This is a genomic window from Halovenus amylolytica, from assembly GCA_004015825.1.
Taxonomy (GTDB): Archaea; Halobacteriota; Halobacteria; order Halobacteriales; family Haloarculaceae; genus Halovenus; species Halovenus amylolytica.
Map to the genome: position 1 here is coordinate 66499 of SAYS01000010.1, position 16562 is coordinate 83060.

The 16562-nt window shown below is 61.9% G+C and carries 17 protein-coding genes; 8 read left to right on the forward strand and 9 right to left on the reverse strand.

All coding sequences use genetic code 11. The annotated features are described in order from the left end of the window. Nucleotides 1–90: 90 nt before the first annotated feature. Nucleotides 91–741, reverse strand: a complete 651-nt coding sequence (locus tag EOW68_RS10205) for a helix-turn-helix domain-containing protein (RefSeq protein ID WP_128225055.1) — start codon at nt 739–741, stop codon at nt 91–93. Between the two features lie 87 nt (nt 742–828). Further along, nucleotides 829–1464, reverse strand: coding sequence for a rhomboid family intramembrane serine protease (locus EOW68_RS10210; protein ID WP_431358857.1), 636 nt, complete (start codon nt 1462–1464; stop codon nt 829–831). A 375-nt stretch (nt 1465–1839) separates the two neighbouring features. Here EOW68_RS10210 and EOW68_RS10215 point away from each other — a divergent pair, with 375 nt between their 5' ends. Continuing rightward, on the forward strand, nt 1840–2259 hold the full coding sequence (locus tag EOW68_RS10215) for a DUF371 domain-containing protein (RefSeq protein ID WP_128225139.1): 420 nt from the start codon (nt 1840–1842) through the stop codon (nt 2257–2259). On the opposite strand, the gene EOW68_RS10220 is transcribed toward EOW68_RS10215, so the two are convergent. Together EOW68_RS10220 and EOW68_RS10225 are read right to left on the reverse strand one after the other, a co-directional pair. Further along, entirely contained in the window at nt 2260–3120 is an 861-nt protein-coding gene (locus EOW68_RS10220; protein ID WP_128225057.1) for an HD domain-containing protein, read from the reverse strand. Between the two features lie 60 nt (nt 3121–3180). Next, nucleotides 3181–3663 (reverse strand): redoxin domain-containing protein, encoded by a 483-nt coding sequence (locus EOW68_RS10225; protein ID WP_128225058.1) that lies wholly within the window; start codon nt 3661–3663, stop codon nt 3181–3183. Nucleotides 3664–3797: 134 nt separating this feature from the next. Between EOW68_RS10225 and EOW68_RS10230 the strand changes: the two genes are divergently transcribed. Further along, nucleotides 3798–4103 carry a twin-arginine translocase TatA/TatE family subunit gene (locus EOW68_RS10230; protein WP_128225059.1) on the forward strand — a complete coding sequence of 102 codons (306 nt, stop codon included), beginning with the start codon at nt 3798–3800 and terminating at the stop codon, nt 4101–4103. 38 nt (nt 4104–4141) lie between these two features. Here the strand turns inward: EOW68_RS10230 and msrB are convergent, their stop codons facing one another. Then, a complete protein-coding gene (gene msrB / locus EOW68_RS10235) occupies nt 4142–4546 on the reverse strand; it encodes a peptide-methionine (R)-S-oxide reductase MsrB (RefSeq protein ID WP_128225060.1) in 405 nt (134 codons plus the stop codon). A gap of 226 nt (nt 4547–4772) precedes the next feature. Here msrB and EOW68_RS10240 point away from each other — a divergent pair, with 226 nt between their 5' ends. After that, nucleotides 4773–6137 (forward strand): dihydrolipoyl dehydrogenase family protein, encoded by a 1365-nt coding sequence (locus tag EOW68_RS10240; RefSeq protein ID WP_128225061.1) that lies wholly within the window; start codon nt 4773–4775, stop codon nt 6135–6137. A gap of 36 nt (nt 6138–6173) precedes the next feature. After that, complete coding sequence (locus tag EOW68_RS10245; protein ID WP_128225062.1) at nt 6174–6893, forward strand: NAD(P)H-hydrate epimerase; 720 nt, start codon at nt 6174–6176, stop codon at nt 6891–6893. Here the strand turns inward: EOW68_RS10245 and EOW68_RS10250 are convergent, their stop codons facing one another. Then, entirely contained in the window at nt 6894–8189 is a 1296-nt protein-coding gene (locus EOW68_RS10250; RefSeq protein WP_128225063.1) for a YncE family protein, read from the reverse strand. It lies immediately after the preceding gene. A gap of 166 nt (nt 8190–8355) precedes the next feature. Between EOW68_RS10250 and EOW68_RS10255 the strand changes: the two genes are divergently transcribed. Both EOW68_RS10255 and EOW68_RS10260 read left to right on the forward strand, forming a co-directional pair. Further along, on the forward strand, nt 8356–9693 hold the full coding sequence (locus EOW68_RS10255; RefSeq protein ID WP_431358858.1) for an MFS transporter: 1338 nt from the start codon (nt 8356–8358) through the stop codon (nt 9691–9693). Nucleotides 9694–9877: 184 nt separating this feature from the next. Continuing rightward, the gene (locus EOW68_RS10260) at nt 9878–10063 is read left to right on the forward strand and encodes a hypothetical protein (protein ID WP_128225065.1); all 186 of its coding nucleotides are present in this window, start codon (nt 9878–9880) and stop codon (nt 10061–10063) included. A 13-nt stretch (nt 10064–10076) separates the two neighbouring features. On the opposite strand, the gene EOW68_RS10265 is transcribed toward EOW68_RS10260, so the two are convergent. Beyond that, nucleotides 10077–12179, reverse strand: coding sequence for a hypothetical protein (locus EOW68_RS10265; protein ID WP_128225066.1), 2103 nt, complete (start codon nt 12177–12179; stop codon nt 10077–10079). Nucleotides 12180–12382: 203 nt separating this feature from the next. Between EOW68_RS10265 and EOW68_RS10270 the strand changes: the two genes are divergently transcribed. Further along, nucleotides 12383–13384 (forward strand): aldo/keto reductase, encoded by a 1002-nt coding sequence (locus EOW68_RS10270; RefSeq protein ID WP_431358859.1) that lies wholly within the window; start codon nt 12383–12385, stop codon nt 13382–13384. Beyond that, a complete protein-coding gene (locus EOW68_RS10275; protein ID WP_128225067.1) occupies nt 13381–14436 on the forward strand; it encodes a dipeptide epimerase in 1056 nt (351 codons plus the stop codon). Before EOW68_RS10270 ends, EOW68_RS10275 begins: the two co-directional genes overlap by 4 nt. Nucleotides 14437–14456: 20 nt before the next feature. Here EOW68_RS10275 and EOW68_RS10280 read toward each other — a convergent pair whose 3' ends face one another. After that, nucleotides 14457–15167 carry a class I SAM-dependent methyltransferase gene (locus tag EOW68_RS10280; protein WP_128225068.1) on the reverse strand — a complete coding sequence of 237 codons (711 nt, stop codon included), beginning with the start codon at nt 15165–15167 and terminating at the stop codon, nt 14457–14459. A gap of 260 nt (nt 15168–15427) precedes the next feature. Beyond that, complete coding sequence (gene trmB, locus EOW68_RS10285) at nt 15428–16483, reverse strand: HTH-type sugar sensing transcriptional regulator TrmB (RefSeq protein ID WP_128225069.1); 1056 nt, start codon at nt 16481–16483, stop codon at nt 15428–15430. Nucleotides 16484–16562: the final 79 nt, after the last annotated feature.

Here is a 16562-nt window from a genome sequence, read left to right on the forward strand (position 1 = left end):
TGTTCGTGTTCAGAGAGTACGCGTAATCCCCCTTAAGCTATTTCATGGGGACTGTCCAGTTCCGGTCCGGATCGAGCATCTGGGGAGATCTCAAGGTCGTTCGGATTCGAGGATGTCGTCGAGTAGCTTTCGCTGTGCTGTCATCAGGTGTTCGGTGAGCGTCGACTGTGTAATTCCCAGTTCCTCGGCTACCTCCGTCGCGTTTGCTTCCTTCGGCCGTTCGAAGTATCCCATCTCGTAGGCCGCTTCGAGTACCTCGCGCTGGCGATCTGTCAGCCGTCCGCGGTTGACGAAGACCCGATCTTCCGGTGTCCCCTCCAGGGGCGGCTGGAGGAGTTGCTGGACGTCGACCGGCGGGTAGTTTTCACGGAGTTGCCCAACCACCGTCTGCAGCGTCTCGAAATCGGACGCGTGAAAAACGAGTGTCAGCCCATTATCTTCGGCGATGTACCGGTGGACCGGACAGCCATGGTTACCGAGACACTCACAGGGGCAACGCTCGTCCCCGTCGTGGACTACCCTGTACAGCGTCTGCTCACCGTAGGAAAAAATCGCGCTGATATCTTCTCTCTCCGGTGGTGTCCCCGACGCCAGAAACTCCGTGACTGCGTGTGGCCCGCCGGACAGTGAGATACTCGTCGATACCTGATCGATTACCGTGTCGGTTGTGCGTGCGAATGCGGCGATCGGACACTCCCCCGGCTCCGAGAAGGTGACCGTCGCACGGATTCCCGACGACATCTATAGGGGATTTCTTCGCCCCCCATCGGTTTGAAGATTGCTACTAAATATTACACCATTTATTATGATCATTCCGCTGTAGCCGTGTCAGGCCAGTCCTGACTGGGGACTCTGGTTTCGCCGCCGCGTCGCCAGGAGATTCAGCCGCCCCGCAGCCAGTCCGACGAGCAGTCCGGTGAAGTGTGCGATCAGCGCTACACCCGGACTGGCCGTCGCGACCGTGATTCCGACAGCCAGTGTGACGAACACCGCCGCCGTCACCCACGTCGGAACGGAAACCACGGCGGACAGCCCGGAAGACAGCCGATTGCTCGCGAGCAGGTAGCCGAGTAGTGCGAAGACGCCACCGCTCGCACCGATCACTCCAACCGCGGGAGCAGCCTCGATACCCGGAAACAGCGGCAGCGAGGAGCTAAGTGTCACCTGTGCGACCCCGGCGAGCGCGCCAGCACCGACGAAGAAGAGATGGAACCGGGTTCGGGTCGTCGCCCGTGCGACCGGCCAGCCGAAAACCACGAGTGCGACCGCGTTCGAGAGCAGGTGCTGGATTCCAGCGTGGGCGTAGACACTCGTGACGACCGTCCACGGGTTCTCCGTGACAGGGACCGAGAGGACGAACAGAGTGCTGACGAGATCCGCAAACGCAGTGAGCACCTGGAGGAGATAGACCACGACGAAGGCGAGGAGAATCTCGAGAATCGGGCTTCCCGAACGAGTGGGCATATCGATTCTGAGGCCGGGATAGGTATAAGAATATTGCCTGATTGATACGTCGGGGCCACGAGCGAAAGGACTAATTCGTTCAATCATGTACGCTCCGGCATGGAATTCGAACAGTGGATCGCCCTCTTCTTCGTCGCGATCATGGTCCTGTCGATGGTTGCCTACAGCGCCACACTCCTGTGAACGTACAGGGGTAGACAGGACAGTTGTCTCCGAAACTGCTGGCGGTCAGCCCGTCGGCCAGGGGACATCCACAGTGATATCACCGATCCGAATCGTCCCGTTCTTGTACTCCGCCCCCAACCGCCGTGTATGACTGACCACGACTCGTCTGTCGCAGGGACCCAACCGTCGAACACGAGCGAGAGCCAGACCGTGACAGAGACCGTCCACGCGAGGGGCCACGAGAACGTCACCGCGGCCCACGAGAGCACGTTCGAGATCACGACCGACGACTATCTCACGCCGGCCGGGGACTGCATCGTCGGTATCGAAGCAGGACAGGCTCCCACGGCGTTTTCCGATGCCTTCGTCGACGCCTGTACTCGTCAGTCGGCGAGAATTACGATCACACTCGACGCCGCCGGCCACACCGACACTGTCGAGGCACTCGGCAGTCCGGAACTGACCTTCGAAAGCGAGCGCAGTGCCGTCGTTCGGACCAGCGATTACGTCGACGACCGCACCGTCGCTATCGCGGCCAGCAAGGCGGCCGGTGATCTCGACCGCGACCTCGTCGATGCGCTCGGGGACGGTGCGGATCTCACTGTCGAACTCGCCGTCGATCAGTCGTAGTTAGAGTTCGATGCGCTCGACGATCTGATTCTCGTCGCTGTGGGCGTTGATCGCGACGATCCGGAGCAGATGCTCCAGTCCGGAGTCGGTCACTTTCGCCTTGAGGAGATTGTCGACCTGGAAGACGCCGGCGGCGTTTGTCATCTCGATCTCGACGAGGACTGTCTCGCCGGCGTGCTCGCGGAGTCGGACCCGCTCGATCGCCTGGCTGGAGACGGTGTTGATGCCGCGACCGCCCTCCTCGTAGGGGACCCGCGAGCGACCGCGCTCCATATCCAGCGCATCGGCAACCCGGACGACACCCGCCTCCATCGTCAGCGGATCCTCCTCGGTGTGGTGGCAGATAATCGCGTGCAGGATCTCCCCTTTCATCCGGACCCGCGCTTCGAGATCGTAAAACTCCGAGAGGATCCGGTCGAGCAGATCGGCAGCGAGCGGGATCGAGTAGTAGGGGTGGTCGTCCCGGTGGACGACGTGGCCGATATCGTGCAGCGTTGCGGCGAGCGCGATGATGACGGCCTCGTCTGCCTCGTCGAGTCCCTGGTCTCTGGCACCGTTGAACTCGACCTCCCCACGTTTGAGCAGTTCGTACAGACAGAGTGCCCGGTTGCGGACGATTTCGATGTGTTTGGTGCCGTGGTCGTTGTACTGTTTCCGTGCGACCGGGTTGACGTTCTGGGCCTCCAGATACACCGTAATCTCCTCGTCGTTCCGGACGAATTCGAGCACCTCGTTCACTCGGCCGTCGGGGAAACTGTGGGCCGCCTCCGGATCGTACGACCGGAGCTCTTCGCCGCCGCCATCGATACTCGACACATCAGATACGTCCCGGCTGGACGTATCCGGATCCTCGTCACTCATACGTCCGTTAGGCACGGTATCGAAAAAAGCACATGGGTGGACAGTTTGCTGTTCGTGGCGTCACTCGGCTGCTGCTCTCGCGGCGGCCTCGACCTCGTCGTAGTCAGGTTCCTGCCCCGGGTTGCCGGCGATCCAGGCGTAGGTGATGGTGCCCGACCCGTCGATGACGAAGACGGCCCGCTGGGCGAGTTCGTCGATCCCGTACTGGTCGAAACTCGTCGCGGCGTCGTACTCGTAGATTATCTCCCGGTTGGCGTCACTGATCAGATCGAACTCCAGGGAGAGCTGGTCTCTGAGTTCGTTGAGCACGAACGGTGAGTCGACGCTGACGCCGTACAGCGTCGCGCCGTGTTCGGTGAACCTCTCCAGTCGGTTCTGGAACGTGTCCAGCTCGTGATTACAGACTCGCGTGAACGCGCCGGGGAAAAATGCGAGTACGATCGGCCCCTCGGCTTCGAGTGTCTCCGATAGTGTGAACGTTCCCACGTCACCGTCCGCGAGCGGTGCTGTAAACTCCGGCGCTGTCTCGCCGTTAGATACCATATCGCTACATTCGGCGCCTGCTCCCATCAGAATTTGGATTGCCACTTCCCTGCTTGCCCCCGATATCGGCAGTATCAAATCGACCACACGGTCCAAAAAGCCTATAATCGAGACTCGGCAAGGAGTAGATAGAAATGGCAAGCACATTAGTGCCCCTGTTCGGGCCTGTTCCCGGCGGCATGGAGATGGTCGTCATCCTCCTGATCGCTGTGCTACTGTTCGGTGCAAACAAGATCCCAAAACTCGCACGCTCGACTGGGCAAGCGATGGGCGAGTTCCAGAAAGGCCGCCAGCAGGTCGAACAGGAACTCGAAGAGATGGAAGAGACGATGGAACCGGATGCAGACCTCGAGGACGGGAGCAAAGACGATACGGAGTACATGGATCTGGACGACGAAGAAGCCGACGAGGAGTTCGACGTCGACAGCGAAAAGAAATAAGCGTTTTTCCGTTCAGTATTTTTCGACGGCCCGAACAGCTACTCTTCTGGCTCGAATTCGAGTGAGACCGAGTTGATGCAGTAGCGCTTGCCGGTCGGCTCCGGCCCGTCGTCGAAGATGTGGCCCAGATGGCCTTTGCAGTTGGCACAGACTACTTCCGTCCGGCGCATGCCGTGGCTCGTATCGACCCGTGTCTCGATGTTGCCCTCGTCGTAGGCGTCGTAGAAACTCGGCCAGCCAGAGCCGGAGTCGAACTTCTGTTCGGAGTGGAACAACTCGGCACCACAGCCGCTACAGTGGAAGGTTCCTTCTTCTTTGATATCGAGCAACTCCCCGCTGAACCGCGGTTCTGTCCCAGCTTCTCGGAGGATTTCGTACTCCTCGTCTGTGAGGATTTCGCGCCACTTCTCTTCGGAATCTGGAATATCTTCCTGGTGACTCATACCCGCTGATAGGGGCTCCGTCCGTATAAATCCGGGCCAGCTGTCTCTGTCCGTGCGGCTCTCGGAACTGGTAGATTCGGCTACACGTATTAAAAGATATCGGGGACGTGATCTGGTACTGCACGACAGGGGTTCTTTGAGTAAGGCAGGAGTCAACTATACCTGTAATGGCACCGAACACAGCAGTCTCGGCGCACTGTGCCGACGAATCTGGGTGTATCGACCGATGAGCGAGTACGATCTGCTCGTCATCGGCGGGGGAACCGGAAACAACGTCGCTGCGGCGGGGGCGGATGCAGGACTCGACACCGCGCTCGTCGAGAAGGGCAAACTCGGCGGAACCTGTCTGAACAGGGGCTGTAACCCCTCGAAGATGGTGATTCAGGCCGCAAATGCCGTCAACAACGTCCGCGACGCCGAGAAGTTCCACACCGAGGCCACCCTCGGCGAGACCGATTACGCTGCAATCATCGACGAGATGGACGAGGTACTCGGCGGTATCGCGGACGGCATGGAAGAACGATATCGCGAGAAAGAGAACCTCACGCTGTACAAGGACCACGCCGAGTTCGTCGACGAGCGCACAGTCGTCGTCGGCGGTGAGGAAGTCAGCGCCGAGAAAGTCGTCGTCGCGGCCGGCTCCCGCCCGCTCGTCCCGCCGATCGACGGTCTCGACGAGGTCGATTACATGACGAGTGCCGACGCACTCTATCTCCGCGAGCAGCCCGACAGCCTCGTGATCCTCGGCGGCGGCTACATCGCTGTCGAACTGGGCTACTTCTTCGAGTCGATGGGGACCGAGGTGACTATCGTCGAGATGATGGATTCGCTCGTCCCTCGTGAGGACGGCGCTGTCTCCGAGGGGTTCACCGAGATCGCCGAGTCCCGCCACGACGTCTACACCGGCCACCGCGTGACCGAGGTCGAACCGGACGATGGCGGCGTCCAGGTCCACGCCGAAACCGAAGACGGCGACACCATTGCTGTCGGTGGCGAGGAGGTCCTCGTCGCGCTGGGTCGGCGGCCGAACACCGACACGCTTGACGTCGAGGCGGCGGGGATCGAACTGGACGACCGCGGCTTCATCGAGACCGACGAGTATCTGGCTACCTCGGAAGAGAACGTCTGGGCGCTGGGCGACATCGCGGGCAACCAGATGTTCAAACACTCCGGCGATTACGAGACCCAGCAACTCGTCGAGACCGTGGTCCACGACAACCCGACCGAAGTCGACTACACGGCGATGCCACACGCCATCTTCACCGAGCCACAGATGGCTGGCGTCGGGAAGACCGAAGAAGAACTCGAAGAGGCTGGCGAGGAGTACGTGGTTGGGACGCAGTCGATTCCCGGGACGCCGATGGGCCGCGCGAAGAAACTCGACCACGGCTTCGTGAAAGTGCTGGCCGCGCCCGACGGCGAGATCCTCGGCTGTCACATGCTGGGCCACGAGGTCTCGACGATGATTCACGAGGTCGTCGTCGCGATGCGCCGCGGTGAGGACACTGTCGAGGACATCACCGACACGATCCACGCCCACCCGACGCTGAACAAGGCCGTCGAGTACGCCTTCGGCGACGTGGAGCTGTGAACCAGTTACGCGATTGTGCTCCGGAAGAGAGATACTATGCAAACTGATCTATTTCAGACGGTAGCGGGGACCAGTGTCACGGCGGTGACAGCCGACGAGATGCGTGATGTCGACCGCGTCGCCATCGAGGCGGTCGGGCTGACGCTCCCGCGGATGATGGAACACGCCGGGCGGTCGCTGGCCGCCGAGGCACTGGCGATGAGTGACGAGACCGATCGCGAGATTGTCGTTCTCGCTGGAGGTGGCGGAAACGGCGGTGGCGGGCTGGTCTGTGCCCGCAATCTGCTCAATCGGGGTATCCCGACGACTGTGGTTCTCGACAGGGAGCCATCCAAACTGGACGGCGTGCCGGGCGAACAACTCGACATTCTCCGGGAGATGGATGCCACGGTGAGGACCGACGAACCACCAGCAGCCTCGCTCGTCGTCGATGCGATTCTCGGCTACGGACTCTCGGGTGCACCGCACGGGCGCACAGGCGAGTTGATCGAGTGGATCGATTCCGTCGACGTGCCGATCCTCTCGCTCGACGTACCCTCCGGGATCGACGCCACGAGCGGTGATCGGCCGGGTGCCGCGGTCGATCCAGCCCGCACACTCACGCTCGCACTCCCGAAAACCGGGCTCGCTGACCTGTCTGGCGATCTCCTGCTGGCCGATCTGAGTATCCCGGCAGTCGTCTACGAGCGGCTGGATATTCCCTCCGAGTCGCCATTTGGTCAGAAATTTACGGTCGAACTGACCGCCGGCCGGTAATCAGAGTTCGTGGCCACAGGCACACTCGCCGATGCAGTAGGTCGTCTCGTACTCGCCGGTGAGCTGTTCGAGCGCGGGGAGCCCCTCGGCAGCCTCGCCTCCGGTTTCGAGTCGAACGGTCGCCGCAGTGACACCGTAGGGTTCGGGACCCACCGCGATGGTGTCGACGATTTCCCGCTGTTCGCTGTCGATCACCGCAACCTCGCCGCTGGTCTGGACCGGGACGTACAGCTTCGTTCTGTCGGGGTCCCAGGAGCCGACAAAGACCGAGCCGTCCAGATCGAGTCGGCCATCGACCTCGCCTGCGGCGAGATCGATCACGCTCACGTCGTTCGTTCCCGGTGTGAACACGTAACCGAACTCGGAGTCGGGACCGATCTCGCTGGTCAGCGGTCCCTCGCCGAGTCCGTCCTCTGGCACGAGTCGGCTCTGTTCGACTGGCTCTGTCGGATCGCTCAGGTCCCAGATGCTCTCGCTGCCGACCGAACCGTTGTTGTGTTCGACCAGCAGTCGCTGGCCGTCCCAGGCGGCGGTCCCCATCCACGGTGCTGGTGCCGCCCCATCCGCGCTCTCCACGTCGATCTGATTCACGATCTCGAAGGCCTCGATGTCGAGGACGGTCAGCGTGTCGCCGAACAGGTCGGGGACGTAGGCGTACTCGCCGTCTGGGTGGATCGTCACGTCACAGGGTCCTGGGCCGTCGTTGTCCCCGCGACCCCCTTCGGATCCGCGCTCGATCTCTCCGGTCACCTCGCCGAACGAGTCAGAGTCCCGGTCGGCGTCGATTTTGAACTGCCGGTGGGCAGGTTCGCGGGTGCTGACGACGAGGTGGCTCCCGTCGGGTGTCTGTTCCTGCCAGTTCGCGCCCGATCCCGTCTCGATCTCGGCCAGCTCTTCGAGCGGACCAGTCGAAACGGCCCGGACGCCGTCGTCGACGTTGAGCCAGAGTGGATCCTCCGGCCGGTCGGTCAGCTGTGGCGAGAACTGATTCGAGGGAAATGAGGCGGTCATGCCGAGCGAACGCGTCTCGACGACCGAGTCGGTCTCCACATCGACGAGGTTGACCGTGCCGTCGCCAGTGTTGAAGACGAACATCGTCGGGCGGGTCACGACCTCGCCGGAGCCGGAATCGTCTCCAGTTTCGTCGTCGCCGTCGCCGTCACTTCCGAGACAGCCGGCTGTCGCCGCCGTGCCGACCGCGGCCGATCCCGCGAGCACCGTTCGCCGGGAGAGGCTGGGTCGGGGGGACTGCCCCCCGTTCTCGTTCGGATACAGCCGCTGATCAGATCGATCCATGGTTGTTGCCCGTATTTCGTGACCGACCTATACAAAAGATTGTTTCGTGGCATACTGCTGGATAAAGCTATTTTACTACAGCAATCGAGGCAACAAATATGCGCCCAGGAACTCGCCGTCGCCGGGTTCGATCGATCCCCGCATTCGACCGCCGAGGGTGGTGACTGTGGCAGAACAGACCGAAACCCCGGATCTCCTCGACCCGTTCCGACAGTTTTTCTCGTTCAAACGCGACGTGCTCGTTCTCTCGGTCGCGATGTTCGCGTTCAGTCTCGGTTTCCAGATGACGAGCCGGTACATCCCGAAATACATGGAAGTTCTCGGTGCCAGTGGGTTCGCTATCGGCATGTTCGGAACGGTCGGTAACATCATCGGGGCGGTGTACCCCTATCCCGGTGGTGCGCTCTCCGACCGGATCGGCTCGCGGCTGTCGCTGACGCTTTTCGGACTCCTCTCCAGTCTGGGCTTTCTGTTCTGGCTGATCGCGCCGACGGTCGGGACGATTGGCATCGCGGGCGTGACCATCGAACCGTGGTTCTGGATCTTCGTTGGCCTCTTCCTGGCACAGGCCTGGAAATCCTTCGGCCTCGGTGCGACGTTCGCGATCGTCAAACAGTCCGTGCCCCCGTCGAGACTCGCCCGTGGCTTCGCGAGTACTGAAGTCTTCCGCCGGAGTGCGTTCTTGCTCGGGCCGCTGCTCGCCGCCGGTGTCCTGTTCGTGTTCGCCGACTTCCAGGTCGGCTTTCAGGTCGTCCTCGCAGTCGCCGTCGTCTTCGCCGTCGTCGCGACGATGGTCCAGCACGCCCTCTACGAACCCGAAGACACCGCGATCGGCAAATCCTTCGAGGGGGTTGGCGAGATCGCCGACGACCTCCGGAACCTGCCGCCGGAACTCCGCCCCCTCCTCGTCGCCGATACGCTCGTCCGCTTTGGCAACGGGATGGTGTACGTCTTCTTCGTGATCGTCATCACGGACTTCCTGCAGGTCGGACTGGCGGTCGGCAGCCTCTCGCTGGACCCGGACGTGTTTTTCGGCGTCTTGCTGGCAATCGAGATGGCGATCGCGCTCGTCTCGATGCCGATTGCCGCGAAGGCGGCGGAATCTATCGGGCTCAAACCCGTCGTCGCGCTCGGTTTTTCGGTGTACGCCATCTTTCCGATCTTGCTCATCTCCGCACCAGCGAATGCCACGGTCGTCGCGCTCCTGTTCGCCTACTCCGGGCTTCGCTTTGCGGGGCTGCCGGCACACAAAGCGCTTATCGTCGGTCCGGCAGAGCGCGATACGGGTGGTCGCGTCGCTGGCTCGTACTACCTCATCCGGAACGTGGTCGTCATCCCGAGCGCGGCGATCGGCGGTGCGATCTACGGCGGGTTCAGCGTCCCGCTGACTGACATCGCCTATCCGGGGAACGAAATTCTGGCATTCGGACTCGCAACTGTCGTCGGACTGGCTGGCACACTCTACTTCCTCGCCTTCGGCAAGGAGTTCGAGGCCTACGCCTAACTTTCATTAAAAATAGTGTAATACTTATCACGGACAGTAGCGTACGTCCATACGGGGGAGATTGACCGATTCGTGGCGGAACGTCGCGAGGCCACAACAATGAAACCACCAGCTAACTCCGGCACCGGAGCTGTATCGACACAGAAAGAGCGGCCACAGAGCCATCCAATGGGGGGTGTCGACGATGTCCGAGGCTGAAAATGAACTCCTGACGTTCACCGAGTCGAAGGAACTGCTACTGAGTATCGTCGCGATGGCGGGAATCGTCGTTGGCGGCTGGATGCTGTATAACTCGGTGATGACAACCGTCGGTGTGGCAGTGCTTGCGCTATCGTTCGTCTGCATGGCGATCGTTCTGGTGATCGTCTGACACCGTCGGTTGTTTAAAGCTTTTTAGCAGCCCGTGCCTGTTCTGCCCGCCGCCGTGCCTGTTCGAGACGTCTGTCGTTGGCGTTTGCTACACCGTCCGGTAGTGAGCCCCGGGCTTCGGCTAACCGGGTTTCGACACGTTCGAGTCGGTTCGCAACCGCTTCGAGTCGCTGATCTGCGTTGCCCCGCTCGCCTGCCTGTGCCTGTTCGGCCGCTCTCCTGGCCGCCTCGGCGACGGCATCGAGCGCGTTCGCGAGCCCCCGGACTGCATTCTGCTGGCCGCCACCACTGCGACCAGTGCTGTCGCCATCGTCACTATCGTCGTCGTCATCGTCACGATCGTCGTCGACAGCCGCAACCTGGGCACTCGTCTCCTCGGCCAGGTCGGCGAGATAGGTTGCGAGCGAACTCTTCCCCGTCCGGGGGTTGTCGATCCGGACACGTTCCTCGTCGGACGGGTTGACACGGACCGCACCCAGTTCGTCGTCGCTGTCGCGGAGTTCGGTCGTGAACGCACCGCCCTCGTGGACGTACACCGCATCGGGGCCAGAAAGCGGTGCATCGTACAGCCGCCCGGCGAAATCGTCCTCCACGGCGAGGTTGGTCAGTTCGCTGTCCGCCTCGCTGGGATCGACTTCGAGTTTCGTCGCGTTCTCGCGAGCCACGACCGGTATCTCGCCCTCGACACCGGCGACGGTGGTCTCGTTCTCTCCCGAGACAGTAACGGTCTCACTGTGTGGTTCGACACCCGCGCCGTTGATCGTGAACGTGTGTTCGCCCTCCGGAACGTCCTGGAGGACTGCGACGCCCTGGAACGTCGGCACAGCTTCGGGTTCGCTCTGTAACAGTGCGAACATTTCGAGTGGTGAATCCGACGTCATCACCCCCTCGTCGTCCGGTGCATCGTCGGAGGTGACGGTGTTCGTCACCTTGGCAATCACCTGGTTGAACGGCGAGGGCTCGCCGATGGCTTCGTATCGGTCCGAGAGCGCCTGTCGGTGGCGTCGCTCGCTGATGTCGGAAGCCGGCGCGTCGTACCGGGTCGATTTCCACGGGACACCCGTCGTCGTGATGTGGCTCGCGATCAGATCTTCGGCGAAATCCGGAATCCTGAACTCGAAACTCAACTGCGGTCCCGTGAACGCCTCGATGTGTTCGAGTTCCGCAGTCGGAACGAGATCGTACGCCAGGTCTGCATCCTCGCCCGCCCGCCCCTCGAACGCGAATATGTCACTGGTCTCCCGGTCCGGGAGATTCGTCGGTGGTGATCGCAGGTCGTCGAACGACCGGATCGTCAGCGCATCCGAAATGAGATCCGACGAATCCACCGAGGGGAGTCGGTCGTGTTCGTACAGCGGGTCGCCGTCGAGTTCCGGAACTGCGTAGGGTAGCTTGAGGCCTTCGTCCCGCGGCAGGCCGTAAGCCAGCGGAATCGTGACGACGTCTTCGAGGCCGTCGACGACGCTGTTCGTGATATCTGCGATGTCGCCGTCCAGTGGGAACCGCTGGAATCGATCCGCGTCACCGTTGACCGAGAGCCCGCTAGAGTGGGAGCCGAGTTCGACGAGCAGCCGTGGCCGTCGGTCGGGGTCCGGATCGAGAAACTCGTTGTTCGGGACGCTCCGGGAGTGTGCGCTGGCGACGTACAGCTGTGGTTCCTCCGTCTCGGTGTCCACGAACACCTGCAACAGCTCCCAGTCGTGCCAGTGGAAGTTCGTCGTGAACTGATCGAACGCCGAGTAAAACCAGTACTGGACGACCGCGAGTGACGACGCTTCGTACTGCCGGACGTGATAGAAGGCTCGCGGCTCCGGTGGATCGTCACCCCCGCCGCGTTCGACGTAGCCGTTCAGTGCGTCGAAGCCATCGACGACGGTTCTCTCGTCCTGCTCGCTTTCGTACGGTCGTGGGTCCGTCGGATACCACTCCTCGTTCCGGTCGAAATACAGCGTCGGCGCGAACTCCTCGGCGAGTGACTGCGCCCGGTCGGTGTCCACTGTTTCGGTTTCACCGTCGTCCTCCCGCTGGAAAAAGGAACAGCCCGCGAGCGATGCGACACCACCGCCAGCCATGCCGGCGAGCACTGTCCGTCGGTCGAACAAGTCTGGCTCTGTCATCTGTCCCGCCTCGTCGGCACGGCCGATCCACGTACTATCAGTCCTGGCACAAAATGGCTGTACCGACAGCTCTGATTCGTAGTCATATACTAACCCATAGCTGAAACTGTATAATCTTGTGGGCCGACGGCAGACAGATTCCCAGCCGATGCGACGACGGTGCGGTCCCAACCTTTCTATCGTCAGCAGCCGATATGTCTGCTATGGACATCGCACTCGATACCGTCTCGATGGGTCGGATGGGGCTCCAGGTCAGTGAGATCGCCTTCGGAACCTGGCGCTTCGGCCGCGAGACCGACGCCGGCAACCTCGAAATCGACCGCGAACGTGCCCACGAACTGCTCGATACCTACGACGCTGCTGGTGGACGCTTTATCGACACTGCCAACGTCTACGGTGACGGCAAAAGCGAGCGCTGGATCGGCGAGTGGCTGGCGGACCGCGACCGCGAGGACTTTGTCATCGCTTCGAAGATCTACTTCCCGACTCGCGACGACGACCCGAACGGAAACGGCCTCAACCGAAAACACCTCCGCCGCCAGATCGAGGGGATGCTTGATCGGCTGGACACCGAGTATATCGACATCCTCTACACCCACCGCTGGGACGACGCGACGCCGGCCCGCGAGTTCATGCGCACGCTCGATGGGTTCGTTCAGGATGGTCGCGTCAACTATCTCGGCGCGTCGACGCTGCGACCGAACGCCTGGAAACTCGTGAAGGCGAACGAACTCGCCCGACGGTACGGCTGGGAACCGTTTACTGTCACACAGCCGCGCTACAACCTCGTCGACCGGGAGATCGAAGGCGAGTACGTGGAGATGTGCCGCGAGGAAGAGTTAGGGATCGTCCCCTGGAGTCCGCTCGCGCAGGGCTTTCTGACCGGGAAGTACGAACGCGACGCCGACTTGCCCGAGGACTCGACTGCCTCCGACTCGGAGGGCTGGGAAGACCGGTATCTCACCGAAGCAAACTTCCAGACGCTCGACGTCGTCAGGGAGGTTGCCGCGGAGGTTGGAGCCTCGGAAGCACAGGTCGCCATCGCCTTCCAGCGCCACCATCCCCAGATAACCGCGCCGATCGTCGGCGCGCGGACCACCGACCAGCTCGAAGAAAATCTCCGGGCGGCGACTGTCGACCTCTCGACCGAACAGTTCGAGCGCCTCGACGACGCCGGCGCGGGTCCGTTCGATTCGCTGCTATGACGCCACCAGCCGTCGCCGGGACGACCTTCGAGCGCCTCGAACTCTCGCTGAAATCGGCGTTTACGATCTCACGGGGAACCACCGAAGCTGTCGAGACTGTCGTGGTTCGGATCGAAGACGACAGCGAGACAGTCGGCATCGGTGGCGCAGCCCCCTCGGCGTACTACGGCGAATCGGCCGATAGCGTCGAATCGGTCGTGCCCGATCTCCTCGATACAATCGAGGGGGAAAATCCGACGAGGCTGCAGACCCACGAACAGCGACTTCGAGAGTGTGCGCCCGACGACGCCGCGGCCCGTACAGCCGTCTCGATCGCGCTCCACGATCTGGTCGCGAAGGCGTCCGAGGAGCCACTGTACCAGCGGCTCGGACTCGCTCCGGAGCGTGCGCCGGCGACGTCCTACACCGTCGCGATCGATTCACCGGCCGGGATGGCGAGTCGGGCCCAGCAGATTCGCCAGTCGGGCTACCCGATCCTGAAGGTCAAACTCGGGAGCGACGACGACAGAGCCCGGATCGACGCGATTCGGACGGTGGCTCCCCGGGCACGAATCCGGGTCGATGCCAACGGCGACTGGACAGTCGAAGAAGCGATCGAGAAGGTCGGCTGGTTGGCCAACGCGGGCGTCGAGTTCGTCGAGCAGCCCGTACCGGGTGACGATATCGCCGGACTCCAAGAGGTGTCCGAGGAAACTGTCCTCCCCATTGCAGCCGACGAATCCTGTGTCACAGCCGCGGACGTGCCAACAGTCGCAGATGCGGCTGATATCGTCGTCGTGAAGCTGATGAAATGCGGCGGGATCCGGCCGGCAATCAGCCAGATCGAGACCGCGAGGGCACACGGGCTAGAGGTAATGGTCGGCTGTATGGTCGAGAGCAACGCCTCGATCGCTGCCGCCTGTCACATCGCACCGCTCGTCGAGTACGCGGATCTCGACGGCTCGCTCCTCTGCTCGGACGATCCGTACACCGGCGTCCCGATGCCCGAGGGGCAGATCGATCTTTCTGCTGTCGGCCGTGGCACTGGTGTCGAACGGGCTGTAGATAGCTAGTTTCAGTACAGCTGTTCCGCTCACTTTGGCACGTAGACGAGCGGTTCGTGTCGATGCGCAGGGTACGGATCGACGCTGTCAGCGACGGAAAACAGGCTCTGTGGCCAGCTCCCGAGTACCTCGTGGATGCGCTCGTACGACAGCAGACTCTGGCCCTCGATCACCAGTTCGAACCGGTCGGTGAACGTCTCGGGGTTCCAGACCGAGTCCTCGTCGAGGTACTCGTGGGGTGACTGTGCGATAGTACTGAAATGGGACTGTGCGAGCTGGTTGTGGTAGTGGACGACGAGGTAGCCGCCGGGTTCGACCGCGTCGTAGAGTGTCTCCAGTGCAGACTCGATATCCGCAATGTAACAGAGGGTGAACAGACAGGAGACGACGTCGAACTTGCGGCCGGGGTCGAACTCCGGGAGCAGGGCCTGCTCGAAGCTGCAGTCCATGTTCTGCTCGTGGGCGCGCTCGCGATTCTCTGTGAGGACTGCCGTCGCAGAATCGTAGCCGACTGCGGTCGCGTCGGGGTACTGGCTGGCAACCTCGAACACGAGGTCACCGGGGCCGCAGCCGACGTCGGCATACGAGTCCGGCCCGTCGGGAAACTGCGCCCCGAGGAATTCGAGAAACGGCGCTTGCACGAGATTCGCACTCGGACTCGTGTCTGCACGCACCGCTTCGTCGGCTTCGTCCCAGTACTCGTCCCAATCGATGGTGTTTCTATATATTTCTTCTGACATTTTGTGGCTGTAGCTCGTCTGAGTGTCGCTGCGAGTCGAACGAACTGGTGGTCGAGGGCCTCTCGTAGTAGTTAGAGTAGCTGGCCGCTATCGGAAAACTTTTATCATATTAGTTTAAGTTACTATTCACTTACTATTTCGAACCGAGGGTATTTAGATTTTGGGGTCACCGTGGACGGAGAGTTACCAGGCGCTCCTGCGTCGTGTGGTGGGACTGCAGATAGCGATCACTGACGGGAAGCGCGATCAGAACCGACAGTTCACAGCTCCGGTGGTTCGTCGCGGCCGACTGCGAGTTCGTAGGCCTCGACGTCTTCCAGTGCAGCGAGCTGGCCGCCGATATCGAGCAGTTCGTCGCCCGTGTCGACAGTGAGCGCGGCGGTTTCGCGGTTACGTCCGACCGCGATTTCGACGATTTCGCCGCTGATCGTGCACCGTTCGCCGGTTTCGACCCGACGTCCCCTGACCGAGACGTAGAACTCACCGGGTAGACTGGACAGGTCGTCGATACAGCGCCGCATCGTCGCGTACCGGCGGGGGAACGGTCGGTCGTCAGACCGTTCGAGCACCGTCTTCGCGGAGGTCCAGACGACCGTGTTCAGGAACCCGGAGACGAGGAAGCCGAGTTCGGAGCGGTTGAAGATCACGCCGTAGCGGTCGTCGTCGCTGTCACTGGCTGCTTCCTGTGGTTTGTACACCGAGTACTGGCCGTCAGCGACGGCGACGACCGGTGTCGTGATACCGCGGCGAGCGCGGGCCGTCGTCGCGACCCGTCCGTAGTCGTAGGTTTCGGGGTCGGGAATGTCAGCCGCTGGCGCGACGAGCAACTCGATTACGACACCCGCGTCACGCCGATCCGCGAGCAGGTTCTCGTATCTGGCGAGCAGATCCGGCGTCAGCGCCAGCACGAGTTCGTACTCCGCCGAGGAGATCACCTCCTCGATGTATCGAAGGATCGTCTGGCGCGATTTCACGAGCGAGACGACCTCGTCGTCGCGTGCCGGGGCGACGTACCGTTCGGAGAGCCCGGTCACGAGGTCGTCGAGCGTCGACCGGACCGAGGTAAAAGCCTCCTCGGGGTCGATTGCGACCACGCGCATCGGCCGTGATTCGTGGAGTTCGACCAGTCCGCTGTCGGACAGACTCCGGACTGTATCGTACACCCGTGGCTGTGGAATATCCGTCTTTTCGGCGATCTCCGAGGCAGTGAGACTCCCGTGTTCGAGGATGGTGATGTAGGCTTCAGTTTCGTACTCCCCGAAGTCGAATCGGTCGCCGACGGCAGCCAGTTCCCGCTCGAGATCGGTGCTGCTCATACCAGATGTTGTGCGGATACTGCTATTAGTTTGTTCATGCTGATTCTCACTCGATGCGAACGGTCCCGGAGCGAGTTCG